General features: G+C 76.0%; 27 protein-coding genes and 1 riboswitch. Of the genes, 6 read left to right on the top strand and 21 right to left on the bottom strand.

Annotated elements, in window-relative coordinates; translation table 11 throughout:
• Positions 1 to 4: 4 nt before the first annotated feature.
• The 3 genes from QOZ88_RS03845 (at position 5) to QOZ88_RS03835 (ending at position 2,668) form a co-directional block, all read left to right on the top strand.
• Complete coding sequence (locus QOZ88_RS03845; RefSeq protein ID WP_091929742.1) at positions 5 to 187, top strand: PspC domain-containing protein; 183 nt, start codon at positions 5 to 7, stop codon at positions 185 to 187.
• A 64-nt stretch (positions 188 to 251) separates the two neighbouring features.
• Positions 252 to 1,028, top strand: a complete 777-nt coding sequence (locus QOZ88_RS03840; RefSeq protein WP_305998469.1) for a cyclase family protein — start codon at positions 252 to 254, stop codon at positions 1,026 to 1,028.
• Positions 1,025 to 2,668 (top strand): thiamine pyrophosphate-binding protein, encoded by a 1,644-nt coding sequence (locus QOZ88_RS03835; RefSeq protein WP_305998468.1) that lies wholly within the window; start codon positions 1,025 to 1,027, stop codon positions 2,666 to 2,668. Before QOZ88_RS03840 ends, QOZ88_RS03835 begins: the two co-directional genes overlap by 4 nt.
• A 30-nt stretch (positions 2,669 to 2,698) precedes the next feature.
• Here QOZ88_RS03835 and QOZ88_RS03830 read toward each other — a convergent pair whose 3' ends face one another.
• From QOZ88_RS03830 to QOZ88_RS03815, 4 genes are all read right to left on the bottom strand, one after another.
• Positions 2,699 to 3,478: an alpha/beta fold hydrolase gene (locus QOZ88_RS03830; protein WP_305998467.1), complete on the bottom strand. Its 780-nt coding sequence runs from the start codon at positions 3,476 to 3,478 to the stop codon at positions 2,699 to 2,701.
• Between the two features lie 4 nt (positions 3,479 to 3,482).
• Positions 3,483 to 3,845 carry a DUF1330 domain-containing protein gene (locus QOZ88_RS03825; RefSeq protein ID WP_305998466.1) on the bottom strand — a complete coding sequence of 121 codons (363 nt, stop codon included), beginning with the start codon at positions 3,843 to 3,845 and terminating at the stop codon, positions 3,483 to 3,485.
• Positions 3,846 to 3,918: 73 nt separating this feature from the next.
• Positions 3,919 to 4,680: an SDR family oxidoreductase gene (locus tag QOZ88_RS03820; RefSeq protein WP_305998465.1), complete on the bottom strand. Its 762-nt coding sequence runs from the start codon at positions 4,678 to 4,680 to the stop codon at positions 3,919 to 3,921.
• Between the two features lie 35 nt (positions 4,681 to 4,715).
• Positions 4,716 to 5,189: a hypothetical protein gene (locus QOZ88_RS03815; RefSeq protein ID WP_305998464.1), complete on the bottom strand. Its 474-nt coding sequence runs from the start codon at positions 5,187 to 5,189 to the stop codon at positions 4,716 to 4,718.
• 108 nt (positions 5,190 to 5,297) lie between these two features.
• On the opposite strand from QOZ88_RS03815, the gene QOZ88_RS03810 reads away from it, so the two are divergent.
• Positions 5,298 to 6,170, top strand: a complete 873-nt coding sequence (locus QOZ88_RS03810) for an alpha/beta fold hydrolase (protein ID WP_305998463.1) — start codon at positions 5,298 to 5,300, stop codon at positions 6,168 to 6,170.
• 6 nt (positions 6,171 to 6,176) lie between these two features.
• On the opposite strand, the gene QOZ88_RS03805 is transcribed toward QOZ88_RS03810, so the two are convergent.
• The 8 genes from QOZ88_RS03805 to QOZ88_RS03770 form a co-directional block, all read right to left on the bottom strand.
• Positions 6,177 to 7,796, bottom strand: a complete 1,620-nt coding sequence (locus tag QOZ88_RS03805) for a peptide chain release factor 3 (RefSeq protein WP_305998462.1) — start codon at positions 7,794 to 7,796, stop codon at positions 6,177 to 6,179.
• Positions 7,797 to 7,972: 176 nt separating this feature from the next.
• Complete coding sequence (locus QOZ88_RS03800; RefSeq protein WP_305998461.1) at positions 7,973 to 9,556, bottom strand: polyamine aminopropyltransferase; 1,584 nt, start codon at positions 9,554 to 9,556, stop codon at positions 7,973 to 7,975.
• A gap of 4 nt (positions 9,557 to 9,560) precedes the next feature.
• Positions 9,561 to 10,025, bottom strand: coding sequence for a DUF350 domain-containing protein (locus QOZ88_RS03795; RefSeq protein ID WP_305998460.1), 465 nt, complete (start codon positions 10,023 to 10,025; stop codon positions 9,561 to 9,563).
• A 46-nt stretch (positions 10,026 to 10,071) separates the two neighbouring features.
• Positions 10,072 to 10,476 carry a DUF4247 domain-containing protein gene (locus QOZ88_RS03790; protein WP_305998459.1) on the bottom strand — a complete coding sequence of 135 codons (405 nt, stop codon included), beginning with the start codon at positions 10,474 to 10,476 and terminating at the stop codon, positions 10,072 to 10,074.
• Entirely contained in the window at positions 10,473 to 10,982 is a 510-nt protein-coding gene (locus QOZ88_RS03785) for a DUF2617 family protein (protein ID WP_305998458.1), read from the bottom strand. The genes QOZ88_RS03790 and QOZ88_RS03785 overlap by 4 nt, the downstream gene beginning before the upstream one ends.
• Positions 10,979 to 11,593, bottom strand: coding sequence for a DUF4178 domain-containing protein (locus QOZ88_RS03780; protein ID WP_305998457.1), 615 nt, complete (start codon positions 11,591 to 11,593; stop codon positions 10,979 to 10,981). Before QOZ88_RS03780 ends, QOZ88_RS03785 begins: the two co-directional genes overlap by 4 nt.
• A gap of 94 nt (positions 11,594 to 11,687) precedes the next feature.
• The gene (locus QOZ88_RS03775) at positions 11,688 to 12,458 is read right to left on the bottom strand and encodes a DivIVA domain-containing protein (protein ID WP_305998456.1); all 771 of its coding nucleotides are present in this window, start codon (positions 12,456 to 12,458) and stop codon (positions 11,688 to 11,690) included.
• Positions 12,455 to 13,594, bottom strand: coding sequence for a globin domain-containing protein (locus QOZ88_RS03770; protein WP_305998455.1), 1,140 nt, complete (start codon positions 13,592 to 13,594; stop codon positions 12,455 to 12,457). Before QOZ88_RS03770 ends, QOZ88_RS03775 begins: the two co-directional genes overlap by 4 nt.
• A gap of 249 nt (positions 13,595 to 13,843) precedes the next feature.
• On the opposite strand from QOZ88_RS03770, the gene QOZ88_RS03765 reads away from it, so the two are divergent.
• On the top strand, positions 13,844 to 14,833 hold the full coding sequence (locus tag QOZ88_RS03765) for an ATP-binding cassette domain-containing protein (protein ID WP_305998454.1): 990 nt from the start codon (positions 13,844 to 13,846) through the stop codon (positions 14,831 to 14,833).
• Positions 14,830 to 15,657: an ABC transporter permease gene (locus tag QOZ88_RS03760; RefSeq protein WP_305998453.1), complete on the top strand. Its 828-nt coding sequence runs from the start codon at positions 14,830 to 14,832 to the stop codon at positions 15,655 to 15,657. Before QOZ88_RS03765 ends, QOZ88_RS03760 begins: the two co-directional genes overlap by 4 nt.
• A 13-nt stretch (positions 15,658 to 15,670) precedes the next feature.
• On the opposite strand, the gene QOZ88_RS03755 is transcribed toward QOZ88_RS03760, so the two are convergent.
• The 9 genes from QOZ88_RS03755 to cobO all read right to left on the bottom strand — a co-directional run bounded on the left by QOZ88_RS03755 (position 15,671) and on the right by cobO (position 24,863).
• Positions 15,671 to 16,900 carry an MFS transporter gene (locus QOZ88_RS03755; RefSeq protein ID WP_305998452.1) on the bottom strand — a complete coding sequence of 410 codons (1,230 nt, stop codon included), beginning with the start codon at positions 16,898 to 16,900 and terminating at the stop codon, positions 15,671 to 15,673.
• A 167-nt stretch (positions 16,901 to 17,067) separates the two neighbouring features.
• Positions 17,068 to 18,309 (bottom strand): C40 family peptidase, encoded by a 1,242-nt coding sequence (locus QOZ88_RS03750; RefSeq protein ID WP_305998451.1) that lies wholly within the window; start codon positions 18,307 to 18,309, stop codon positions 17,068 to 17,070.
• A gap of 14 nt (positions 18,310 to 18,323) precedes the next feature.
• A riboswitch (cyclic di-AMP (ydaO/yuaA leader) is annotated at positions 18,324 to 18,477 on the bottom strand.
• 171 nt (positions 18,478 to 18,648) lie between these two features.
• The gene (gene cobA, locus QOZ88_RS03745) at positions 18,649 to 20,253 is read right to left on the bottom strand and encodes a uroporphyrinogen-III C-methyltransferase (RefSeq protein WP_305998450.1); all 1,605 of its coding nucleotides are present in this window, start codon (positions 20,251 to 20,253) and stop codon (positions 18,649 to 18,651) included.
• Positions 20,250 to 21,095 (bottom strand): energy-coupling factor ABC transporter ATP-binding protein, encoded by an 846-nt coding sequence (locus tag QOZ88_RS03740; RefSeq protein WP_305998449.1) that lies wholly within the window; start codon positions 21,093 to 21,095, stop codon positions 20,250 to 20,252. Before QOZ88_RS03740 ends, cobA begins: the two co-directional genes overlap by 4 nt.
• A complete protein-coding gene (gene cbiQ / locus QOZ88_RS03735) occupies positions 21,092 to 21,829 on the bottom strand; it encodes a cobalt ECF transporter T component CbiQ (protein WP_305998448.1) in 738 nt (245 codons plus the stop codon). The genes QOZ88_RS03740 and cbiQ overlap by 4 nt, the downstream gene beginning before the upstream one ends.
• Entirely contained in the window at positions 21,826 to 22,179 is a 354-nt protein-coding gene (locus QOZ88_RS03730; RefSeq protein WP_305998447.1) for an energy-coupling factor ABC transporter substrate-binding protein, read from the bottom strand. The genes cbiQ and QOZ88_RS03730 overlap by 4 nt, the downstream gene beginning before the upstream one ends.
• Entirely contained in the window at positions 22,176 to 22,880 is a 705-nt protein-coding gene (locus QOZ88_RS03725; RefSeq protein WP_305998446.1) for an energy-coupling factor ABC transporter permease, read from the bottom strand. The genes QOZ88_RS03730 and QOZ88_RS03725 overlap by 4 nt, the downstream gene beginning before the upstream one ends.
• Positions 22,867 to 24,252: a cobyrinate a,c-diamide synthase gene (locus QOZ88_RS03720; protein ID WP_305998445.1), complete on the bottom strand. Its 1,386-nt coding sequence runs from the start codon at positions 24,250 to 24,252 to the stop codon at positions 22,867 to 22,869. The genes QOZ88_RS03725 and QOZ88_RS03720 overlap by 14 nt, the downstream gene beginning before the upstream one ends.
• Positions 24,249 to 24,863 (bottom strand): cob(I)yrinic acid a,c-diamide adenosyltransferase, encoded by a 615-nt coding sequence (cobO, locus tag QOZ88_RS03715; protein WP_305998444.1) that lies wholly within the window; start codon positions 24,861 to 24,863, stop codon positions 24,249 to 24,251. The genes QOZ88_RS03720 and cobO overlap by 4 nt, the downstream gene beginning before the upstream one ends.
• Position 24,864 lies beyond the last annotated feature (1 nt).

Below are 24,864 nucleotides of genomic sequence, written 5' to 3'. Positions count from 1 at the left end.
GGGGATGACATCACCGCTGGTCAGACCACGTGGACGCAAGATGATCGCCGGCGTGTGCGCCGGCCTCGCCCAGCGCTTCGGCATCTCGACGGGCCTGGTGCGGATCGGGTTCGTGCTGTTCGGGCTCTTCGGCGTCGGCGAGATCGCCTACATCGTGCTGTGGATCATGATCCCCAAGGAGCGCTGAGCGCCGTCGCCCGTGGGCCTGTGATTGGCTGTCGGCCCGTCCGCCGGCCCACGAAGGAAGTGCGATGTCGATCCTCTCCAGCCTCGCCGAGGCGCTGGTCAGCGCGCGGATCGAGGTCGTCGACCTCACCGCGCCCCTGTCGGCGGAGACGCCGGTCATCCAGCTCCCCGAGCAGTTCGCCCAGACGGCGCGCTTCGAGCTGGAGGAGCTGAGCCGGTACGACGACCGCGGCCCGGCCTGGTACTGGAACAACTTCCGCACCGGCGAGCACACCGGCACGCACTTCGACGCGCCCAACCACTGGGTCACCGGCCGCGACGGCGACGACGTGGCCTCCGTGCCGGCGGGGCGGCTGATCGCCCCCGCCGTCGTCCTCGACTTCTCGGAGCAGGCGGCGGCCGACCCCGACTTCCTGCTCGAGGTCGAGCACGTGCGCGCGTGGGAGGCCGAGCACGGTCCGCTGCCCGAGGGCGGGTGGCTGCTCTTCCGCACCGGCTGGGACGCCCGCTCGGCCTCCCAGCAGGAGTTCCTCAACGCCGACGACACCGGACCGCACACCCCCGGCCTGTCGGTGGAGTGCGCGCGCTGGCTGGCCGACGAGTCGCCGGTGCTGGGGCTGGGCGTGGAGACGGTGGGCACCGACGCCGGCGCGGCGCACTCCTTCGACCCGCCCTTCCCCTGCCACGCCTCGCTGATGGGCAGCGGCAAGTACGGCCTCACCCAGCTGCAGAACCTCGCGCTGCTGCCGCCCACCGGCGCCCTCCTGGTCGCCGCCCCGCTGCCGATCGTCTCCGGCTCGGGCTCGCCGTCGCGCGTGCTGGCGCTGGTCGAGCGGGGATGAGCGGCGCGACCGGGCGCACCGTCGCGCAGGCGGTCGGGGAGACCCTCGTCGCACGGGGGGTGGAGGCGGTGTTCGGCGTCGTCGGCTCGGGCAACTTCGTGGCGACCAACGCGATGGTCGCCGCCGGCGCCCGGTACGTCGCCGCCCGCCACGAGGGCGGGGCGGCCACGATGGCCGACGCCCACGCGCGGGTGACCGGCCGCCCGGCGGTGCTCAGCCTGCACCAGGGCTGCGGGCTGACCAACGCGCTCACCGGCATCACCGAGGCCGCCAAGAGCCGCACCCCGCTGGTGGTGCTGACCGCCGAGGCCACCTCCCCGCGGTCGAACTTCTTCGTCGACCAGCCCGCCCTGGCCGCGGCGGTCGGTGCGATGTCCCTGCGGGCGACCTCCGCGGACGACGCGGTGGCGGTGGCCGCGGCCGCCGTCGACACCGCGCGGCTGGAGCGGCGCACCGTCGTGCTCAACCTGCCGTTGGACGTCCAGGGCCTCCCGGCCGGCGGCGCCGCACCGCCGGCGGTGCCCGCGCCGTCCCCGGTCCCCCCCGACGAGGCGGCGGTGGCGCGGCTCGCCGAGGCGCTGCGCGCCGCCCGCCGACCGGTGTTCGTGGCCGGTCGCGGCGCACGGGCCGCCCGCACCGCGCTGGAGTTCCTCGCCGAGCGGTGCGGCGCCCTGCTCGCCACCTCGGCGGTGGCCAAGGGGCTGTTCCGCGGCAGCGACTGGGACCTCGACGTCTCCGGGGGCTTCGCGACCCCGCTGGCCGCCGAGCTGATCTCGGAGGCGGACCTGATCGTGGGCTGGGGCTGCCAGCTCAACATGTGGACGATGCGCCACGGCCGGCTGATCGCCGAGGACGCCGTCGTGGTCCAGGTCGACGACGACGGGACGGCCATCGGGGCGCAGCGCGAGGTGGCGTTCGGCGTCGTCGGCGACGTGCACGCCACGGCCGAGGCGGTCACCGCGGTGCTCGGGGGCCCGGCCGCGGGCGGGTACCGCACCGCGGAGGTGCGGGACGCGATCGCCGCCCGCGGGCGCTGGCGCGACGAGCCGCGCACCGACGAGGAGGGCGGCCGGATCGACCCGCGCGCCCTCACCGCCGCGCTGGACGACCTGCTGCCCGCCGAGCGGGTCGTGGCCGTCGACTCCGGCAACTTCATGGGCTACCCGAGCATGTTCCTCGACGTGCCCGACGAGCAGGGCTTCTGCTTCACCCAGGCGTTCCAGTCGGTCGGGCTGGGGCTGGCGACGGCGATCGGCGCGGCGCTCGCCCGCCCCGACCGGCTCCCGGTGGCCGCGCTCGGCGACGGCGGGGCGCTCATGGGGGCCGCCGAGCTGGAGACGGTGGTCCGGCTCGGCCTGCCGATGGTCGTGGTGGTCTACGACGACGCCGGCTACGGGGCCGAGGTGCACCACTTCGGCCCCGACGGCCACCCGCTGGACATCGTCCGGTTCCCCGAGACCGACTTCGCCGCCATCGCCCGCGGGCACGGGTACGACGCGGTCACCGTCCGGGGGCCCGCCGACCTCGAGGGCGTCGCGGCCTGGCTGGCCGGTCCCCGGTCCGCGCCGCTGCTGGTCGACGCCAAGGTGACCCGCGAGGTGCCCTCCTGGTGGCTCGAGGAGGCCTTCCGCGGCCACTGACCGCGACACCGGCGAGGTGCCGGGCCGGCTTCAGCCGAGCTCGTCGAGCAGCGCCTCGACGGCGTCGACGACCGCCTCCGGCTCCTCCGACGGGATCTGGTGCCCGGCGTCGACGACCACCGACCGTGACCGCGGCGAGAGGGCGGCCAGCGCATCCTGGCCGGCGGACCAGGCGGGCGAGGCGCCCCGCCCGCGGCTGAGCACGACCACCGGCGGGTCGCCGGGCAGGATCTCGACCGATGCGGCGGCGCGCTCCACGTCGCGGAGGTCGAGGCGCTCGCCGGCCATGGGCACGTCCTCGAGGGAGCCGGCCCCCGTGCCGCGGACCACGCCGACCGAGGGGTCCAGCGCATCGACGAGGACCAGGCCCGCCACCCGCTCGGGGTGCCGGTCGGCGTAGACCCGGGCCGGGTAGCCGCCGAAGGAGTGCGCGACCAGGACGACGTCGCTCTCGACGGCGGCGTGCCGCACCACCGCGTCCAGCTCGGCGTCGAGTGCGTCCGCCCCGCGCCCCGCCGTCGAGGGCACCGGGCTGTCGCCGGTCCCCGGCCGGTCGTAGCGGCAGACCCGCGCCCGGTCGGCCAGCGCGCGGTGCACGTCCACCCACTGCGCCGAGGACGCGTCGTCGCCGAGGCCGTGCACCAGCACGACCGCCGGTCCGCTGCCTGCACAGCTCACCCGCTGGGCACCCGGCGAGACCGTGCCCGACACCTCGCCGGGCACCGGGTCGGGTGCGCCGCCGCAGCCGGCGAGGACGGCAGAGGCCAGCAGCGCGGCCGCCGGGCCGCGCCACCGCCGCCGTGGCCCCACGGGGCTACCAGGCCGTGGTGGCCTGGAGGACCGCCTCGGTCAGCGCCCGGGTGCGCAGGCCCGTCACCTGCTGGTACTCGGGGTCGGCGACCATGCGGCTGAACGCCTCGCGGGAGGGGTAGCGGACCAGCAGCACCGCGTCCCAGTCCTGCCCGGTCTCGGCCACCAGCGGGGTGGAGCCGCTCCCGGCGTAGAGCACCTCGCCGCCGTACCGGGGGAGGAACGTCGTGGACAGGGCGTCGGCGTACTGCGCGTAGAGCTCCCGCCCGCCCTCGGCGAACCGCAGCAGGTTGAGCATCACGACGGGGCCGCCGGGGTCCTCCTGGAGATAGCGCTTCAGGTCCGCACCGCGTGGATCGATCGCCATGCCGGCAAGCTACCGGTCCGGGTGGCCGGGCCGGGCGACGTGCCGACAGGTCGGCGTACCGGTCCTGTCGCGCTCAGGGCCAGCCCTGCTCGTGCAACGGGGTGACGGTCACCTCGTTGAGCACCAGCTCACCCGGTGCCTGCACCAGCCACGCCACCAGCTCGGCGACCCGCTCGGGCGGCAGCGCGTCCCGCGGGTCGGGCGCGTCCCCGGTGGCGGCTGCCCGGCGCGCGCCCGGGTCCCAGACGCCCCAGGACGTCGCCATGGCTCCCGGGTAGAGGACGCAGGCGCGGATCCCGTGCGCGCGGCCCTCGGCCGCGAGCGCCTGGGTGAAGCCGGTGAGGGCGGACTTCGACGCGCAGTACGCCGCCGCCGACGCCCAGCCGCGCAGCCCGGCGACCGAGGAGACGTTGACGATCGTGCCGCCGCCGGCGCTCCGCATGTGGGGGAACACCGCCCGGCTGAGCACGAAGGGGGCACGCAGGTTCACCGCGAGGACGCGGTCCCAGTCCTCGACCGTCGTCTGCTCGACGGTGCCGGGGGCGTCGGTGCCCGCCGCGTTGACCAGCACGTCCACCCGTCCCCAGGCTCCGACGACCTGGTCGATGGCGGCCTCCGACGATCCGGCATCGGCGAGGTCGACGGTGCGCGGCAGCGCCGTCCCGCCGGACCGCTCGACCTCCGCGGCCACGGCCGCGAGGTCCTCGGCCCCCCGGGCGAGGAGGGCGACGCGGTGGCCGTCGGTGGCCAGCCGGAGCGCCACCGCGCGACCCAGCCCGCTGCTGGCACCGGTGACGACCGCTACCGGTTGGGGGTCCGCATCGGTGTCCGCCACGTGGTCAGCCGGTCGTCCGTCCGCGGAACGGGCGGTCAGCGCTGCCTCGCCGGGTCGAGCAGCCGGTCGAAGACCAGTCCGGTGCCCTGCGCCTGGACGTATTTGTCTGCGACGTCGATCGCCCAGTCGCGTGCCGACCACCGGGTGGGGTGGTAGAGCCCGAGTGCGGTGTTGAGCAGCACGTCGCCGGTGTACACGGTGGCGAAGACCGTGTTCACCGCCCGCTGACCCCGGAGGCCCTTCCAGGCGGCGATGCCGTACGCGGTGCCCCACATCATGCCCAGCGAGAAGTGCGTCGCGTAGTTCAGCCGGCGACGACCCTGCGGTGTCCTCGGATCGGCGGGGGTGACCTTCTGGGCGAAGTCGGCGGGGGCGTAGCTCTCGCTCCGCTGGGTGAGCGGCATCTCGACGAGCTTCTGGAAGGCGGTCATCACGACGGTGCCCCCGAGGCCGGCGAGGACGCCGCGCCCGATCACCCCGGCGGCCGATGTACGTCTGGCGATATTCATCTGGTCGCCCTACCCGCGGACGGTGGCGCCGAACACGGTGCCCGGGTCGACCGGCGCGGCGACCTGTGACTGCCGGGTGAGGACGGACGCCTCGGGTAGGGGTGCGACATGCAGAACGGACCGCAACTGCGTGAGGGCAGCCTCCAGCTCGCCGACGGCCGCACGCTGGCGTACGCCGAGCACGGCGACCCCGACGGGTGGCCGGTGCTGGGTTGCCACGGTTCGCCGAGCTCGCGGCTGGAGCGGCACGTCGAGGACCCGGCGGACTACCCGCGGTGGGGCGTGCGGTTCGTCGTCCCCGACCGCCCCGGCTTCGGGCGCTCGGACCCGCACCCCGGCCGCCGGGTCGCGGACTGGCCCGACGACGTCGCCCAGCTGCTGGACCACCTCGGCATCGACCGGTGCGCGGCGCTCAGCCTCTCCGGCGGGGCCGCCTACGCGCTGGCCTGCGCGCACGCCCTCGGCGACCGGGTGACGACCGTGGGGATCCTCGGCGGTGCACCGCCGCCGGACGTCCCGTGGCCGTGGCCGCGCTGGATCCCCGGGCAGCTGCGGGCCGCCCTGCACCGCCCGGCCCGGCTGGCGGCGGTGCTGCGGCCGGTGCTCGCGCCGATCGGGCTGCGGCCGGCGATGATCCCGCGCTACCTGCAGCTGCGGCTCAACGCGGCCGACCGGCGGGTGATCGGGCGCCCGGCCGTCCGGCGGGTCCTGGCCGACACCTTCACCGAGGGGTTGCGCAACGGCAGCGCGGTGCTCGCCGAGGACCGCGCCCTGCTGTTCCGGCCATGGGGCTTCCCGCTGTCCGAAATCCGACAGCAGGTGCACATCTGGCACGGCACGCAGGACTGGCAGGTGCCGGTCGTGCTCGGCCAGGTGCTGAGCGCGATGCTGCCCCGCTGCTCGGCGCACTGGCTGCCCGGGGAGGGGCACTTCCTCGTCTTCGACCACGCCGAGGAGATCTACGCGGCCCTCCGGCCGTGATGCGGGTCAGGCCAGCTGGGCGGCGACCAGCGGTTCGAGCGTCGCGCGCGGGTGGCGCTGCTGCAGGATCCGCAGCGCCCACTTGTCGGGGAACAGGGCCAGCAGCTCGCCGCTGGGCCGGCGCACCACCTCGACGCCGCCGGAGGAGGCGATCATCGGCAGCGACTCCTCGTCGGTGCGCATCGCCAGGTTGTAGGGCAGCCGGTCCAGCGCCACGGGGGCGTGGAACTCGTGCTCCATGCGGTGGGTGGCGACCTCGAACTGCATCGGCCCGACGACGGCGAGCACGGGGGAGCCGTCGCCGCGCCGGTCGGAGCGGAGCACCTGCACCACGCCCTCGGAGTCGAGCTGCTCGATGCCCTTGCGGAACTGCTTGTGCTTGGCGGTGTCCCGGCTGCGGACGACGGCGAAGTGCTCGGGCGCGAAGGTGGTCAGCAGCGGGAACGCGACCGGCCGCTCGGTGAAGAGGGTGTCGCCGACGCCGAGGGCCGAGGCGTTGACCAGGCCGACGACGTCGCCGGGGTAGGCGACGTCGACGCTCTCCCGCTCGCGGCCGAACACCTGCTGGGCGTACTTGGTGGCGAAGGGCCGCCCGGTGCGGCCGTGGGTGACGACCATGCCGCGCTCGAAGACGCCCGAGCAGATGCGGATGTAGGCCAGCCGGTCACGGTGGGCGGCGTCCATGCCCGACTGCACCTTGAACACGAAGGCGCTGAACGGCTCCGCCAGGTCGCGCACCGCGCCGTCGGCGTCGGGGCGTCCGGTGGGGGCGGGCGCGAGGTCGACCAGCGTGTCCAGCAGCGCGCCGACCCCGAAGTTGGAGACGGCGGAGGCGAACAGCACCGGCGTGGTGACCCCGCCGAGGAAGGACTCCTGGTCGTGCTCGGCGCCGGTGGCCTCGAGCAGCTCGGCCTCCTCGACGGCCTGCGTCCACACCTCGCCCTGCCGCGCGGTGGCCTCCGCCGCGGTCAGCTGCTCCTCGGGGGCGATGGTCGCGCCACCGGCGGTGCGGGTGAAGCGGCGGAAGGTGCCGTCGCGGCGGTCCAGCACCCCGCGGAAGTCACCGGCGATCCCCACCGGCCAGGTCAGCGGGGTGGGGGTGAGCCCGGTGCGCTCGGCGATCTCGTCCATCAGCTCCAGGGCGTCCTTGCCCGGGCGGTCCCACTTGTTGACCACGGTGACGATCGGGATGCCCCGGTGCTTGCAGACGGCGAACAGCTTCATCGTCTGGGTCTCCAGGCCCTTCGCGGCGTCGACCAGCATCACGGCGGCGTCGACGGCGGTGAGCACCCGGTAGGTGTCCTCGGAGAAGTCGGCGTGGCCGGGGGTGTCGAGCAGGTTGATCACCGCGTCGCGGTACTCGAACTGCAGCGCGGCGGAGGTGATGGAGATCCCGCGCGCCTTCTCCATGTCCATCCAGTCGGACACCGTCCCGCGGCGGCCGGCCTTGCCGTGCACCGCGCCGGCCTGGCCGATCACCCGGGCGTGCAGGGCCAGCGCCTCGGTGAGGGTGGACTTGCCGGCGTCGGGGTGGCTGATGACGGCGAAGGTGCGCCGCCGGGCGGCCTCGACGACCGCTGCCCGGCCGGTGCGGTCGACGTCGCCGGCGGGTGGGGCGGCACTCACGGTGGTTCTCCTCGGGGTCCGTGGGCGCGCGGGTGCGGAGGCGGCGGCCCGGGGGTGCTCCGGGACACCGGGCGGGGGAGGGGCCAGCGATCAGCGGGCCGGCCGGCGGCGTCCGAGCACCCCGAACGCTACAGGCGTCAGCCGACGGCCTCCTCGCTGCGATGCTCACGGCGCCGTCAGCCGACGTAGCCGCTGCGCATGTCCTCGACGACGAGCGGCCGGTCCAGGGTCGAGGGCTCCAGCCGCTGCCGCGGGCGGTCGGCCGGGAAGACCCCGGCCGCCGACAGGACCGCCGCGTCCAGAAAGCGGGTGGGCGGTGCGTCGGGGGAGAGGGCCAGGTCCGGCGGCTGCTGCGCCTGCTGGGCCAGGGCGAAGCCCCAGTCGCCGAAGCTCGGCACGTGCACGTGGTACGGCGTCGCCGCCAGCCCGGCCGCCTCCAGCGTGGAGACGGTCCGCCAGTAGGCGTCCGGCGTCGAGTACGGGCTGCCGGCCTGCACCGTGACCAGCCCGCCCGGTGCGAGCGCGGCGGAGACCAGGCCGTAGAACTCGGCGGAGTACAGCCGTCCGAGCACGGGGGTGTCGGGATCGGGCATGTCCACCACCACCGCGTCGAAGCCGGTCGCGGCCGGCGAGCGCAGCCAGCGGAACGCGTCGTCCACGACCACCCGCACGCGGGGGTCGTCGAACGCGCCGGCGTTGAGCCCGGCCAGCCGGGTGCGGGCGAGGCGGAGGATCTCGGGGTCGAGCTCGACCTGGACCACCTCGCGCACCGAGGGGTGGCGCAGCACCTCCCGCGCGGCCAGCCCGTCACCGCCGCCGAGGACGAGCACCCGGCCGGGGTCGCGCGCGAGCACCGGGTGCACCAGCGACTCGGTGTAGCGGTGCTCGTCCCGGCTGGAGAACTGCAGGTCGCCGTCGAGGTAGAGCCGGAGGTCCCCGGAGCGCTCGGTCAGCACGATCTCCTGGTAGGTGGAGCGCTCCGCGGCCACCACCGGGTCGGCGTAGAGCCGCTGCCGCGCGGTCGTCTCGATGTCCCGCGCCTGGACCAGCAGCGTGCCGAGCAGCAGGGCCGCCGCGAGCAGGGCGCCGGTGGCCGTGCGCCGCGCCCGGGGCGTCATCTGCCGCCGCAGCAGCAGGCCGCACACCACCGCGGCGGCGACCAGGTTGACCAGCCCGGTGATCGCCGCGCCCCGCACCTGACCGGCCAGCGGCAGCAGCACGAACGGCCACACCAGCCCGCCGAGCAGCGCACCGGCGTAGTCGGCGGCGTTGAGGTCGGCGAGCACCTTGCCGCTGCCCTCGGCGTCGATGCCGTCGCGGCCGGTCTGCAGCAGGGTCATCAACAGCGGCACCTCGGCGCCGACCAGGACGCCCAGGACGGCGGTCGCCGCGAGCAGCACGGCGGTGCTGGTGCCGTAGAAGGAGAACGACACGTACAGGGTGACGGCGCTGAGGCCCCCGGCGACGCCGAGCAGGATCTCGACCGCGACGAAGGTGGTCGCGGCGTGCGGCAGGAAGGGCTTGACCAGCAGCGCGCCGGCGCCGAGCGCGGCCACGAACCCGGCGACGATGAGCGAGGTCTGGGTGATCCCGCCGCCGACGAGGCTGGCCGACAGGGTCAGCAGCACCAGCTCGTAGACCAACCCGCAGGCGGCGCAGACGGCGACGGCGGCCAGCAGCAGCGGGCGCGAGCGCACGGCACCGTCGTCCCCGGTCCGGGCCGGTGCCGGGACGGCGACCCGCTCCGCCGACGACGTCACGGCGTCACGACAGCGCGGCGGCGTTCACCGCGCCGATCGCGACCAGGCTGATGCCCACGGCCCAGGCCGAGCCGCGCAACCGCGGCTCGTTGACCAGGGCGCGCAGGTCGGCGGGGATGGCCGCGTCCAGCAGACGGAGAGCCACGGCCTGCAGCACGACCCCGATCGTGCCGTAGACGGCCGTGTCGACCAGCCCCTGGCCGAGGTCGTCGCCGCTGGTCATGATCGCCGTCACCACGATGATCGCCAGGGCGAGGTGGTTGGCACCCAGCAGGATCGCCGCGTTCGGGTTGTGGTCGAGGTAGACCTGGGTGCGCAGGTTGCCCGGGGTGATGAGGTCCAGCGCCAGGAACCCCAGGGCCAGCACGCCCACCCCGATGACGAAGAACAGCAGCGTCCCCACGACACCCTGGACCAGCAGGTCGCCGTCGACGGTGCCGAACTCGAGGGCCTGCCAGGTCGTGGTCACGTCGGGAACTCTCCTGAGGTCGGTGAGGGGCTGGGGGAGCGGCGGGTCACTTGCCGTCGCCGGGACCGCCGCCGCCACCGGTGCCGGCGGGGGAGCCGGGGCGGAAGCCGGGCCCGAGGAAGGCGAAGAAGCCGCTGCGGTAGCGGCCGTCGAGGTCCTCGACGCGCACCGTGCTGCCGCCGGTGGCCGCGCTCACGATGACGATGTCGTCGTCGTAGCGCAGGTATTCGTCGCCGCCGTCGGCCTGCCGCTCGGCGGGCGGCACGGCGTCGGCGATCGCCGCGGTGGTGGTGCCCACCGGGTCCGGTGAGCTGTAGACCGAGGTGTCGTCGATGATCTCGGTCCGCTCGTAGGTGTCGTCGAGGAAGTCGCGGACCCGCGTCCCGCTGCCGCACCCGGCGAGCAGGGCGGCGGTCAGCAGCAGCGCCGCCAGCCGGCGGGCCGGGCTCACGGCGTCCACCTCGTCCGCGTCGTGACCACCTCGCCGGAGCCGTCGCCGGGGTAGAGGTGCCAGGTCTGCCAGGCCCAGCCGCCGGGGGCGAGGGGCTGCGCCGTCATGGCGGTCAGCGCGCCGGCGGCCCCGGGGAAGGCGCCGCACAGCCAGGCCGGATCGCCGGTGGCCAGCTCCCGCAGCCGCCGTGCGGTCGCGTCGAGCTCGTCCGCGGACGTGGCGGTGATCGCCGAGGCGAACGCGTAGCCGCCCGCGCGCAGCCGGGCCGGGAGCGCGCGGCCCCCGGCGCCGACGGCGTCGCAGGAGACCTCCTCGGTCAGCCGGTGGCCGCCGGCCTCGGCGGAGACCACGTGGGATGCGCCGAGCACGCCGAGGGTGAGCGTCGCGCCCGCGACGCCGGCGATCCGGAGCTGCGCCAGCGGGACGGGCGCCGGCCCGTCGAGCAGCAGCCCGAGCGCTCCGGCGGAGACGTCGCGGGGGGTCACGTCGAGCTGGTGCAGGCTCATGTGCCCGGCGTCCGGTGGTAGACGGTCAGCTCGCCGCGGCTGACGGCCCGTCCCGTGGAGACCTCCCAGGACTGGGTGGGCGCCCAGCGCTCGAACGCGAGCAGCCCGGTCTCGTCCGCCGTCGCGTAGTCGGCATAGTCCACCGTGCCGCTGGGCGGGGTGCCGGTGGTGCCCTCGGCCGTGTACGAGGCCCGGCCCCGCTCGACCTGGCGGTGCACCCGGTCGTCGAGGACCACGTCGCCGTCGGGGGTCAGGTTCGTGCCCTCGCGACGCATCCACAGCGCCATCTCGAGGTCGCCCTCGTCGTCCTCCACGGTGAGCCAGCGCCGGCCGGTGGACCCGTCGAGCAGGTGCTCGCGCCAGGTCATCCCGCCCTCCTCGAGCACGATGGTGCCGCGGACGACGTGGTCGATCCCGGCGTAGGTGATCACGTCCCCCACGCCGATGGCGTGCGGGTCGTAGACGTCCGGCTCGTCGGCCAGCGGGTCCACCCGCGGCCGCGGGCCCGCCGCCCGTGCCAGGTTGCGCCGGCGGAGCACGAGCACGACGACGGCGAGCACCGCGAGGGCCGCGAGGACCACGACGAGAAGGACGAGCAGCACATCGGGCATCGCGGGGGCCTCTCGGCGGGGTGCGGTTCGGGGAAAACCTATCGCGCCGGAGGATGCCCTTGGGACCGAGCGCCCCGCCGCCGGGGGCGGTGGGTCAGGAGCCGGTGGCGCGCGCCCCCGCAGGCGCGACCCGGTCCGCATCCTCCGCGGCGTCCTCCGCCGGACCGGCGGCGCTGTTGCCGTGGAACGCCGTCTGCGGGACGACGGTGCCCCCGGGGCGCCGTCCGGCCTGGGCGGCGGTGAGCGCCTCCGGTGCCAGCGCCGGGTCGACCCGTCCCCACTCGGTCTCGACGTCGGTGAGCAGGGCCTCGAGGTAGGCGCGCAGCTGCGCCCGGCAGGCCTGGGCGAACGCCTTGAGGAACGCCACCTGCTCCTCCAGCTCGGCGGTGGTGCGCTCACCTGCGGAGTCGCCGTCGCCGCCGGTGGGCACGGTCAGCCGGGCGGCCGCCTCCTGCGCCGCCTGCATGATCGCCCCGGCGTTCTCGCGGGCGCGCCGCAGCTGCTCCTCGTACTGGTCGCGGGCCTCGGCGGTCATCTGCCGGCTGAAGTCCTCGGCCTCGGCGACGTACTCGTCGGCCGTCTGCTGGGCGCTGGCCAGGATCTTCACCGCCTGCTCGCTGGGCGGCTCGGGCACCACGACGCCCGAGACGCGCTCCTGCAGCGCGGCGACCTGGCGGTGCAGGTCGTCGCGCTCGCCGACGAGGGTGCGCACCTCGGCGGACACCATCTCCCGGAAGCGGTCGACCTCGGCCTGGTCGTAGCCGGGGTGGAGCATCGTGCCGGCGGTGAACCGGGCACCGCGGATCTGCTCCGGCGTGAGCCGCCGCGCGCCCCCTCCGGTCCCGGACGTCTCGGTGGTGGTCATTCGGTCACCTTCCCCTCGGCACTGGGCCCCGGTCGGCTGGGGGCGAACACCTCGCTGCGCACCCGTTCCCGTGGCACGCCGTGCCGCAGGAGGCCCCCGACGGTCGCGTCCACCATGGGCGCCGGACCGGCCACGTACACCTCCCGGCTGAGCCACGGCCCGTGCCGGAGGACGACGTCCCCCACGTCGCCGTGCTCCAGCCCGGACAGGTCGTCGTCGGAGACCGCGCAGGTCACGCCCAGCCACGGGTGGGCGGCCTGCAGCTCCGCGATCGCCGCGCGGTCGTGGAGCTGGTCCTCGGTACGGGCGCCGACGTAGAGGTCGACCCGGCGGGCCGGGCCCTGCCGGGCCACCTGGTCGACAAGCGCCTTGAGCGGCGCGAGGCCCATGCCGCCGGCGACGAGCAGCAGGTCGCGGTCGGAGCTGTCGGACAGCGTGAGCTCGCCCAGCGGGGGGCCCAGGCGCAGCAGGTCGCCCACCTCGGTGCTGCGCACCAGCGCGGTGCTGACCGGGCCGCCGGGGCGCGCCTTCACGTGCAGCTCCAGCGTGCCGTCCTCGCGCGGTGCGTTGGCGGGGGAGTAGTAGCGCCACAGCCGGGGGCGGCGGTCCATCTCCAGCGACATCGACTGCCCGGCGAGGTAGTTGACCGGCACCTCGGGCCGCACCTGCAGCACCGCGATGTCTACTGCGCGCCGCTCGTGGGCCACCACCTCGGCCCGCCAGGTCGCCGGCTGGTCCGCGGACTCCTCGGCGCCCTGGACCATCACCGAGGCGACGAGCTCGTAGGCCTCCGTCCAGGTGCGCGCACGGTGCTCGTCCCACTCGTCGTCGAAGTGCTCCAGCGTCGCGAGCAGGCTGGGCATCACCGCGGGGTAGTGCGCCGGCAGCGTGCCGAACTTGCGGTGGTCGTGGCCCAGCTGCTTGAGGATCGGCACCAGCGCGTCGAGGTCGTCGACGTGCGACACCACTTCGCCGAGGGCGTGGAAGAACCGGTCGCGCTGGTGAGCCATGGAGACCGGGAACATCGCCCGGGTCTCGGGGTGGCTGAGGAACAGGTGCGAGTAGAAGTACAGCGGCGCCTCGTCGCCGGTGGCGGCCGCCTTGGCGAAGCTGGCCCGCATCGCGGCGATGTCCATCGGTGCGTGCCTCCTCGCGGCGGGTTCCGTCCGTCCGGCCGAGCGCGCACCGGCTCCGGTGCGCGACGACGCCTGCGCGCTGCGCTTGGCCGTTCCCCGGTGCACACGGAGTCACACGGGTTGGACCGAGGTTTCTGAACCTCCCTCGCGGCCGGGGGAGAAAACTCGCTCGCCGCCGATGAGCCGGGCGGGGAGAGTCGGTCTGACACCACGAGGCAACCGCACGACGCGAACCCGGGTGAGGTACCCATGGCGCTGCACGCACCACTGGCCGTCGAGGCGACGGCGCTGACCAAGTCCTACGGGACGACGACCGCGGTGGCCGGGCTGGACCTGGCCGTGCCGGCCGGGACGGTCTACGGCGTGCTCGGCCCCAACGGGGCGGGCAAGACCACGACCATCCGGATGCTCGCCACGCTCATCCGGCCTGACTCGGGCAGCGCCCGGGTGCTCGGGCACGACGTGGTCACCGAGGCCGACGCCGTGCGCGCGCAGGTGAGCCTGACCGGCCAGCTGGCCTCGGTCGACGAGGAGCTGACCGGGCGGGAGAACCTCGTGCTGCTCGGCCGGCTCCTGGGGCTGTCGCGCGCCGGGGCACGGGCCCGCGCCGACGAGCTGCTGGAGGCCTTCGGCATCGCGGCGGCCGCCGGCAAGCTGGTCAAGCACTACTCCGGGGGCATGCGCCGCCGGCTGGACATCGCGGCGAGCATCGTGGTCACCCCGCGGCTGATGTTCCTCGACGAGCCGACCACCGGGCTGGACCCGCGGTCGCGCAACCAGGTGTGGGAGATCGCCCGTGCACTGGTGGCCGGGGGCACCACGATCCTGCTCTGCACGCAGTACCTCGAGGAGGCCGACCAGCTCGCCGACGGGATCGCGGTGATCGACCGCGGCCGGGTGATCGCCGAGGGCACACCGGCCCAGCTGAAGGCCTCGGTGGGCACCGGGGCGCTGCACGTGCGGCTGCTCGACCCGGACCGCCGCCCCGACGCGGCCGACGTCCTGGAACGCGCGCTGGGCCCGGTCTCCCTGGAGCCGGACCCGGCGGTCCTGGCGGCCACCTGCCCCGACCCCGCCCGGGCCGCGACCGCGGTGGCCGAGCTGGCCCGGACGGGCATCGGCCTCGCGCACTTCTCGCTCGACCAGCCCAGCCTGGACGAGGTCTTCCTCGCGCTCACCGGCCGCGGCGCGGAGGAGCCGCCCGGACCCGCACCGACCCTGGAGGAGCAGACGTCATGACCACCGCGACCACGGACGCCGACACCGCGGCGGTGCGCCGGGCGATCGCCGGCACCGAGCGGCCGCCACGGCCCGGCCCGCTGCAGACGGCGCTCACGTTCGGCTGGCGGGGCATGCTGAAGGTCAAGCACGTCCCCGAGCAACTGCTCGACGTCACCGTCACGCCGGTGATGTTCCTGCTGATGTTCACGTACCTGTTCGGCGGCGCGATCGCGGGCTCCACCAGCGCCTACCTGGACTACACGCTGCCCGGCCTGCTGGTCATGTCGGTGCTGTTCACCACCGTCTACTCCGGTGTCGCGCTCAACACCGACCTGACCAAGGGCGTCGTCGACCGGTTCCGCTCACTGCCGATCTGGCGCCCGGCGCCGCTGCTGGGGTCGCTGCTCGGCGACAGCGTCCGGTACGTCGTGGCGGGCACGGTGATCATCGTCGTCGGGGTGCTGCTGGGCTTCCGGCCGGACGCCGGGGTGTCCGGGGCCGTGGCGGCACTGGCGCTGGTGGTGGTCTTCTCGTTCGGGCTGTCGTGGGCGTTCTCGGTGCTCGGCCTGCTGCTGCGCAGCCCGAACGCCGTCATGAACGCCGGCTTCATGGGCATCTTCCCGCTGACGTTCCTGTCCAACGTGTTCGTCGACCCGGCCACCCTGCCCGGGCCGCTGCAGGTGTTCGTCGACGTCAACCCCATCTCGATCCTGGCGACGGCGTCGCGGTCGCTCATGGCAGGGGAGCCCGACGTGCCGGCGATCCTCGTCTCGCTCGCGGTGGCCGCGGCGCTGGCCCTGGTGTTCCTGCCGATCACCACGCGGCTGTACCGGAGCCGCTGAGCGCCGGGCCGGGTCAGGCCGCGCGCGCCGCGGCCGGTGCCGGGGCGGGCGCCGCCCGGGGGATCGCCAGCCCGCCGACGAGGCCGGCGGCGAGGACGGCGGTGCTCACGCCGAAGGCCACCTGGAAGCCGGCCACGTCGGTGAGCCAGCCGGCGACGAGGGGGCCGGCGATGGCGCCGAGGTCGGCCGACATCTGGAACACCGCGACGACGCGACCGCCCCGGCCGCCGCTGAGGTCGCCGACCAGTGCCGCAGGCGCGCTGGCCAGCAGGGAGGCGCCGAGCCCGAAGACGGCCATGGAGAGGAGGAAGGCCCAGATCGCCGGCGGCAGGACGAGCACCGCCATGGCCGCGGTCGCCAGGGCCGCCCCGAGGACCAGCGAGGGCCGCCGTCCCCAGGCGTCGACCAGCCGGCCCGAGCGGAGCAGCCCCAGCGCCTGGGCCAGCGAGCCGGCCAGCAGGCCGGCCCCGGCCCAGGCCACCGTGCGCCCGAGCTCCTCGGTGACGTAGAGCGGCACCAGGGAGTTGCGGACGCCGAACAGCACCCAGCCGACGCCGAAGTTGGCCACCAGCGCGGCCAGGTAGACCCGGGAGCGCAGCGCGCTGCCCAGCCGGACCGGGCCGGCGTCCAGGTCGGGGCCGGCGACGTCGGCCGCCTCGGGCGCGGCCGGGTCGGGCTCGGCGGTGCGCAGCAGCGCCATGCCGACCGCGCCGGCGACCAGCAGGAAGCCGGCGTAGAGGAAGAACGGCAGCCGCGGGGAGAGCTCCGCCAGCAGCCCGCCGGCCGCGGGACCGGCGATGCCGCCGAGGATGAAGCCGCCCTGCCAGGTGGCGGCGGCCCGGCCGCGGTGCGACGGCGGAGCGACCCGCAGCAGCAGCGACAGCGCGGCGACGGTGAACATCGCGCTGCCGATGCCACCGGCGGCGCGCAGCCCGAGGAAGAGCGGGAAGGACCCGGCGAGCCCCGCGAGCCCGGTGGTGACGGCGACGATCACCAGCCCGGAGGCGAGCACCAGCCGTTCGCCGAACCGCTCGACCAGGCTGCCGCCGCTGAAGGCCGAGACGAAGCGGAAGAAGGCGAAGGCGCTGACCGCGAGGCCGACGGCGGTGGTCCCGACGCCGAAGGAGCGGGCGAACAGCGGGATGGCCGGGGCGACGATGCCGAAGCCCAGGGCCACGACGAAGGCGATGACCGCCAGGACCCTGACCTCGCGGGGCAGCCCGCCCCCCGTCCCGACCCGCACGAGAGGCGATCGCCCCCCGCGCCGCCCGGGCGGCCGCCGCCGGGGGCCCGGGGCGCGGGCGGCCCGGCCGCCCGCGCACCGGAGGAGCTACCCGGCGGTGATGCCGGCCGGCTTCCGCGCCCCGGTCCGCTCCTCGCTCGTTCCTCGCTGCGATGCTCCCGCGGCTGTCAGCCGGCGATGCGCCGGGCGCTGTTGTAGCCGCCCATCGAGTCCACGGAGGCGACCTTCACCGGCACCCCGGACGTGGCGGCGTGCACCATCTGGCCGTTGCCGATGTAGATGCCGACGTGGCTGATCGGGCTGTAGAAGAACACCAGGTCGCCGGGCTGCAGGGCCGACCGGGAGACCGGCGTGCCCATGGTGGACTGCATCCGGCTGGAGTGCGGCAGGCTGATGCCGGCAGCCGCGTAGGCGTACTGCACCAGGCCCGAGCAGTCGAAGGCGTTCGGCCCGGCGGCCGCCCACACGTAGGGGTCGCCGATCTGCGCCATCGCCGTGCTCACCGCGGTCTGCGCCGCCGCGCTGCCCCCGGACGGGGCGGGCGGTGCCGGCGGTGCCGGCGGTGCCGGCGGCGGGGGAGCGGCGGGAGCCGGTGCGGGCGCCGCGGCGGCGGGAGCCGGTGCGGGCGCCGCGGCGGCGGGAGCCGGAGCGGGGGCCGCTGCCTGCGGGGCCGGTGCCGCTCCAGGAGCCGCCGCCGCCTCGGCCTCGGTCTCGGCCGCCTGCGCGGCCGTGGCCTCCTCGGCCGCGGCCTGCGCGGCCTCCTCGGCGGCGTGCCGCTCGGCGGCGGCCCGGGAGGCCCGCTGCTCCTCGGCGCTCAGCCGCTCGTACTGCGCCTGGTAGGAGGCGATCTGCTCGTCGAGCCGGGCCCGCTGGGCGTCCACGCGTTCGACCTGCGCCTGCGCGTCGGCCGCGGCCTCCTCGGCGGCCGCCCGGGCGCGCTCGGCGTCCTCCCCGGCGCTCTGGGCCTCACCCAGCACGCCGTTGTTGTGCGCGGCGATGGTGTCGAGCATGCCCATCCGGTCCACCAGCTCGGTGGGCGACCCGCTGGTCAGCATCGCCTCCACGGTGCCCAGCCGGTCGCTGGTCCAGGCGCTGCGCGCCACCGTGCGGACGCGGTCCTGCGCCTCGGTCAGCGCCGCCTGCGCGGCGGTGAGCTCCTCGGCGGCCGCGTCGGCGGCCGCCTGCGTGGCCTTGAGCTGCTCACGGGTCTCGTTGAACCGCTCGGTGAGGACCTCCAGGTCGTGCGCGCGGGCGGCGACGAGCTCCGCGGCCTCCTGCGAGGTGGCCGGCCGGTGCGGCTCGGCAGAGGCGGGGAGCGGCGTCAGGGCGACGCCGCCGGCGGCCACGAGGGCCAGCAGGGCCCGCCGACCGGTGATCCGGCGGTGGGCAGGGCTGAGCGAACTCGCCATGTTCGGCGGGTCTTCCTTTCTTCCACGGCCGCCTACCGGGTGAGCTGACGGGTTCGGGCGGGAAGGCGCCCGGCGTCCGGCGGCCCGCGCGGGCCGGTCGGTCGCTTCACCCCGGTGGTGCGTGTGGTTCCCCGGTCCGGTGCCGGACGGATCCGGCGGGTGGTTCGGCGGCGTCCGGGCGGCTGTCACCGGTTTCAGCGACGGACGGGTCCGTCCGGACGGGCCCACGCTAGGGGGCGATCCGCGGCACCACCATGCCTGCGGACGACTTCGCCCGGAACCGTCGCGCTGCGCCGCGAACCCGGGCACGCAGCGTCACCGGCACGCCGCGACACGCCCTCAGTCGGCTGACGTGAGGTGCGCCACCTCGCCGACGACCCAGACCGCCGGGGGGCGGACTTCGTGCTGGGTGAGGGTGGCGGGGAGGTCGGCCAGGGTGGTGCGCAGGGCGCGCTGGGTGGGGGTGGAGCCGTCGGTGACGACGGCGACGGGGGTGTCCGGCGCGCGGCCGTGCCCGATCAGCGCGGTGGCGATGGCGGGGGCGGTGTCGACGCCCATGAGGACGACCAGGGTGCCGCGCAGCCGGCCCAGGGCGGCCCAGTCGACGAGGGACTGCGGGTGGCCCGGGGGCAGGTGGCCGGAGACGACGACGAACTCGTGGGTGAGGCCGCGGTGGGTGACGGGGATGCCGGCCAGGGCGGGGACGGCGACGGCGCTGGTGATGCCCGGCACGACCTCGACGGGGATGCCGGCGGCGGTGCAGGCCTGGAGCTCTTCGTAGCCGCGGCCGAAGACGAAGGGGTCCCCGCCCTTGAGCCGGACGACGCGGCGGCCGGCGCGGGCGTGGGTGACGAGGAGTTCGTTGATGGTCTCCTGGGCCATGGCGCGGCCGCGGGGGAGTTTTGAGGCGTCGATGATCTGGACCTCGGGGGGCAGGGAGGCCAGCAGCGGCTGGGGGCCGAGGTGGTCGGCGACGACGACGTCGGCGGTGGCCAGGGCCTGGCGGCCGCGGACGGTGATCAGGCCGGGGTCGCCGGGGCCGCCGCCGACCAGCACCACGCTGCCGCGCCCGTGCTCCCGCCGGCGCACCGCCAGGGTCCCGTCAGTCAGACCGGCGAGGACGCCGTCGCGGAGCCCTGCCGCCGCCCGCTGGTCGTCCGCGCCGTGGACCGCCACGACGAGTTCCCCGGCGCGCCCGGTGACCGGCAGCTCGGCGCTGGCGGCCGGCGAGCCGTCGGTGCGGGCGCAGAACACCCGCTCCCGGTCGGCGTCGGCGAGCACCGCGGCGTCGACGTCCGGGTCGCCGGTCGCGGCGAGGGCGAACCAGGCGCCGGTGAGGTCGCCGGCGGCGTAGGGGCGGGCGCACCAGGTGAGCCGCCCGGCTGCGGCCGCCGACTCCAGGGCCGGGGTGACGTCGGGGCTGACCACCGCCACCTGCGCGCCCGCGGCCAGCAGGCCCGCCGCGCCGCGGTGCGCTGCCGCCCCACCGCCGACGACGACCACGCGCCGCCCGGCCAGGCGCAGCCCGACCGGGTGCGGTGCGTCGTGGGGAGTCACGGTTCCTCCTGGTGGCTCGGCAGCGGGGTGGGCGGGGGCCAGCAGCCGGGCGACGGCGACCGTCACCCGGCCGTGCACCGTCTTGCCGACCTCGAGCACGCCACCGGCGAGCAGCGCGGCGGCCTCGGCGACCGACGGGGTGCCGACCCGCCGGGCGACCCCACCGGACGGTGCCGGTACGCGGACGCCCGCCAGCACCTCGGCCGGGTGCCCGGTGAGCGGCCAGCCACGCCGCCCGGCGGCGTCCACCAGGCCCGGCTCGCGCACCCGGCTGTCCAGCGTGGCCAGCGCGACCGGCCCGGCCGGGTCGGGGAGCACCGCGTCGACGGCGGCCAGCACCTCGGCGGCGCTCACGCCGGAGGCGAGCCCGATGCCGACGGTCCTCACGTCGGCACCCCGGGGCGGTCGGGGAGGGCGGCCAGCAGCCCGGTGGCGTCCCGGGGGAGCGGCCCGTCGGGGAGCAGGCCGAGTGCGCGCAGCCGGGTGCCGACCGCGAGCGCCCAGGGGCGGGACAGCCGCGCGCGGGCGAGCAGGTCGCCGTCACCGAGGATCCTGCCGGGCGGGCCCTGCACCACGGTGCGGTCGACGACGACGGCGACCTCGTCGGCCCAGCGCAGCGCCAGGTCGACGTCGTGGGTGCTCATGACCACCGTGGAGTCGTGCTCCTGCAGCCGGGTGAGCGCGGCGAGGGTGTCGGCGACCGCGGTCGGGTCCAACCCGGCGGTCGGCTCGTCGAGCAGCAGCACGCAGGGGCGCATGGCGACCGCGCCGGCGATGGCGACCCGCTTGCGCTCCCCGTAGGAGAGCTGGTGCGTCGGGCGGGCGGCCAGCGGGGCGACGGCGAGCAGCTCGAGCGCCTCGGCGACACGGGCCCGCACCTCCTCCTCGGCGAGGCCGAGGTTCAGCGGGCCGAACGAGACGTCCTGCCCGACCGAGGCGCTGAACAGCTGGTCGTCGGGGTCCTGGAGCACCAGTTGCACCACCTGCCGGTGCTCGCGCAGCCCGCGACGGGTGTGCCGGAGCGGCGCGCCGTCGACCGTGATCAGGCCCGTGGCCGGGGGCAGCGCCCCGGACAGGCAGCGCAGCAGCGTGGTCTTGCCCGACCCGTTGGCGCCCAGCAGCGCCAGCCGCCGGCCCGGTGGGACGGTGAGCCCCGCTCCGTCGAGGACCGGTGCCGCACCCGGGTACCCCGCGACCAGGCCGGAGGCGGCGAGCGCGCAGTGGCTCACCGCACCACCAGCGTGAGCGCGGTGATGCCCGCCGGCAGGGCCAGGGCGAAGGCGAGGAAGGGCCGGGAGGAGGGCAGCGCGTCCGGCAGCACCCGGAGGCCGGTCTCCATGCCGCGGCCGGCCAGCCCGTCCTGCATGCGCCGCGCCCGGTCCCACGACCGGGTCAGCACGGCGGCGGCCAGCATCCCCGCCGAGCGGTAGGAGCGGCGGGGGCCGGCCCACCCCATGCGCGCGGCCTGCGCCTCGCGGATGGTGCCCAGGCTCTCGAGCAGCACGAACACCAGCCGGTAGGTCACGCCCGCCACCTCGACGACCGCCGCGGGCACGCGCAGCCGGCGCAGCTCGGGCAGCAGGTCGGACATGGGGGTGGTGGTGGCCAGGAGCAGCACCGCGGCGCTGCCGGCCACCGCGTGGCCCACGAGGGAGCCCGCCCGCGCCGCGGCGTCCGGCGCCCAGCCGATCCCGCCGTCACCGACCGCGACCACCGCGGTGAGCGCACCGATCGCGATGAACGCCAGCGGCCAGCGGATGGCCCGGCCGAAGGTGCGGGCGGGCACCCGGGCCGGGCCCAGCGCCAGCGCGACGGCGGCGAGGCCGACGAGCACGCTGCCCGGCCAGGCGGGCAGGAGCAGCGCGCAGCCGACCAGGCCGGCGCAGAGCAGCAGCTTGTCGGCGGGCGAGCGCCCGCGCCAGGCGCTGCCCCACGCAGCCTCGTCGACCGCCAGGCCCGTCACCGCCGGTCGGCCTCCGCCGCCGTGCCCGCGGACGTCGCCGCCGCCGTCGTCGTCGTCGTCGTCGCCGTCGCCGCCGTCGCCGTCCGCCGGCCGCGGAGCCGGCCCAGCACGTAGCCGAGCGCGCCGCCGCCCAGCGCGGCCTGCAGCGCGAACAGACCGGACTCGACCTCGCCGGCCGGGCTGAAGAGCGAGTCGAACCAGGGGGTGTAGCCGTCGGCCTCGAGCTCCTCGGTGACGGCGGCGTCGGTGCCGCCGTACCCGGAGGTGCCGCCGTCGACGAGCAGGGGGACGGCGAACAGCGCGACCACCGCGACGACGAGCAGGGCGTTGACGAGCGCGCGGCGGGTCATGCGGCACCTCCGGTGGTCACGGGCGCGGGCTTCAGGATGCCGAGCCGCTCGAGCTCGGGGCGGGCGTTGACGGTGAGGACGCGGAACAGCAGGACGCCCAGCAGGCCCTCGCCGATCGCCAGCGGGATCTGTGTGACGGCGAAGACGCCGAGGAACTTGGCCAGCGCGCCGGCGAGCCCGGTGCTCGCATCGGGGAAGGCCAACGCCAGCTGCAGCGAGGTGGTGACGTAGGTGGCGAGGTCGGCCAGGGCGACGCCGACGAAGACCGAGACCAGGAGCCCGCCCCCCCGCAGCCCGGCACCGGCCGCGCGGGTCAGCCGGTAGGCGGCGTACCCGGCCCACGGCCCGACGACGGCGAAGGCGAAGGCGTTGGCCCCGAGCGTGGTCAGCCCGCCGTGGGCGAGCAGCAGCGCCTGGAAGAGCAGCACCACCGTGCCGAGCAGGGCCATCACCGGTGGCCGGAACAGGATGGCGCCCGGGCCGGTGCCGGTCGGGTGGCTGGAGCTCCCGGTGATGCTCGGCAGCTTGATCGCGCTCAGCACGAAGGTGAACGCGCCGGCCGCGCCGAGCAGCAGGGTGGACTCCGGGTTCTCCCGCACCTCCTTGACCACGGCCCGGGCGCCGTGCGCGACGAACGGCGCCGCGGCGAGCGTCCAGCCCAGGGCGTGCCCGGCGGGCAGGAATCCTTCAGCGATGTGCACGGGCGTGCTCCGTTCGGACGGCGGGGGCGCAGGCGGTGACGAAGCGCTGGGCCAGCTCGGGGGCGCCGGCCCAGTTGAGGTGCAGGTAGGAGGCGTGCACGCCGCCCGAGACGAACCCCTCGGCGCCGGTCCTCGACCACTGCCAGGCGGGGGCCGGGCCGGCCGGGGGATCGGCGTGGGTGCGGTGGAACTCGTGGCCGCGCACCCGGGTGCCGGCCGGCGCGAGCACCGAGCCGGTCACCGCGACGGCGGCGCGGTAGCCCAGGGTCAGCCGGGGCGCCATCGCCGTCGCCACGTCCAGGACACCGCACATCGGCACGCCGTCGAGCTCGCGGGCCAGGTAGAGCAACCCGGCGCACTCGGCGGCGATCGGCGCCCTCCGGGCGGCGAGCGCCGCGACGTCGGCGCGCAGGGACTCGTTGGCCGACAGCTCGGCGGCGTAGACCTCCGGGAAGCCGCCGCCGACCACCAGCCCCGCCGTGCCCTCGGGCAGCGCCTCGTCGCGCAGCGGGTCGACGGTCACCACTTCGGCGCCGGCCGCGGCGAGCAGTTCGGCGTTCTCGGCGTAGCCGAAGGTGAAGGCCGGGCCCCCGGCGACGGCGATGCGGGGGCGGCTCCCGGTCGGCACCACCTCCGCCGCCGGGTCCCAGGGCCGGGCGGCGAGATCGGGCGCGGTGCGGGCGAGCCGCAGCACGGCATCCAGGTCGACGCCGTCGGCGACCACCTGGCCGAGCCGGCGCACCGTGGCCACCGCCTCGGCCGAGCGCTCGGCGGCCGGTACCAGGCCGAGGTGGCGGGAGGGCGTGTGCAGGGTGTCCAGTCGCCGGATCGCGCCGAGCACCGGGACACCGGCGGCACCGAGCGCCTCGCGGAGGATCGCCTCGTGCCGGTCGCTGCCGACCCGGTTGAGGACGACGCCGCCGAGGCGCACCGCCGGGTCGAAGGTGGCGAAGCCGTGCACCAGGGCGGCGACGCTGCGCGCCTGCGACGACGCGTCGACCACGAGCACCACCGGCGCCTGCAGCAATCGGGCCACGTGCGCCGTCGAGGCGAACCCGGGCTCGACGCTCGGGTGGGTGGCGCCGTCGAACAGCCCCATGACGCCCTCGACCACCGCCAGGTCGGCGCCGCGGGCGCCGTGCAGCAGCAGCGGGGCGATCCGCTCCTCGCCGACCAGCCAGGGGTCGAGGTTCCGGCCGGGGCGGCCGGCGGCGAGCCCGTGGTAGCCCGGGTCGATGTAGTCGGGGCCGACCTTGTGCGGGGAGACGGTCAGCCCGCGGGCGGAGAGCGCGGCGACCAGGCCGGTGGTGACCGACGTCTTGCCCGCGTTCGACGACGGCGCGGCGACGACGACGCGCGGGAGGCGGGTCACCACTCGATCCCCCGCTGGCCCTTCTGACCGGCGTCCATCGGGTGCTTGACCTTGGCCATCTCGACCACCAGGTCGGCGGCCTCGACCAGCGCCGGGGGAGCGTCTCGCCCGGTGATGACGACGTGCTGGTTGCCGGGGCGCGTCGCGAGCGTCGCGACGACGTCGTCGACGTCCACCCAGCCCCACTTCATGGGGTAGGTGAACTCGTCCAGCACGTAGAACCGGTGCGCCTCGGCGGCGAGGTCGCGCTTGATCTGCGCCCAGCCCTCGGCGGCGTCGGCGGCGTGGTCGATCTCGGTGCCCTGGCGGCGCGACCAGCTCCAGCCCGAGCCCATCTTGTGCCAGACCACCGGGCCGCCCTGGCCGGTGGTGGCGTGCAGCCCGCCGAGCGCGGTCAGCGCGTTCTCCTCGCCGACCTTCCACTTGGCGCTCTTGACGAACTGGTAGACCGCGATCGACCAGCCCTGGTTCCACGCCCGCATCGCCATGCCGAAGGCGGCGGTGGACTTGCCCTTCATCTCGCCCGTGTGCACCGCCAGCAGCGGGCGGTTGCGGCGCTGGCGCGTGGTCAGCCCGTCGGCGGGGACGACGGGGACCTGACCCTGGGGCACC

The sequence above is a fragment of the Blastococcus carthaginiensis genome, assembly GCF_030731085.1.
Classification (GTDB): domain Bacteria; phylum Actinomycetota; class Actinomycetes; order Mycobacteriales; family Geodermatophilaceae; genus Blastococcus; species Blastococcus carthaginiensis.
Note: the sequence above shows the minus strand (reverse complement) of the source record. Positions and strands in the feature narration are given on the sequence as shown.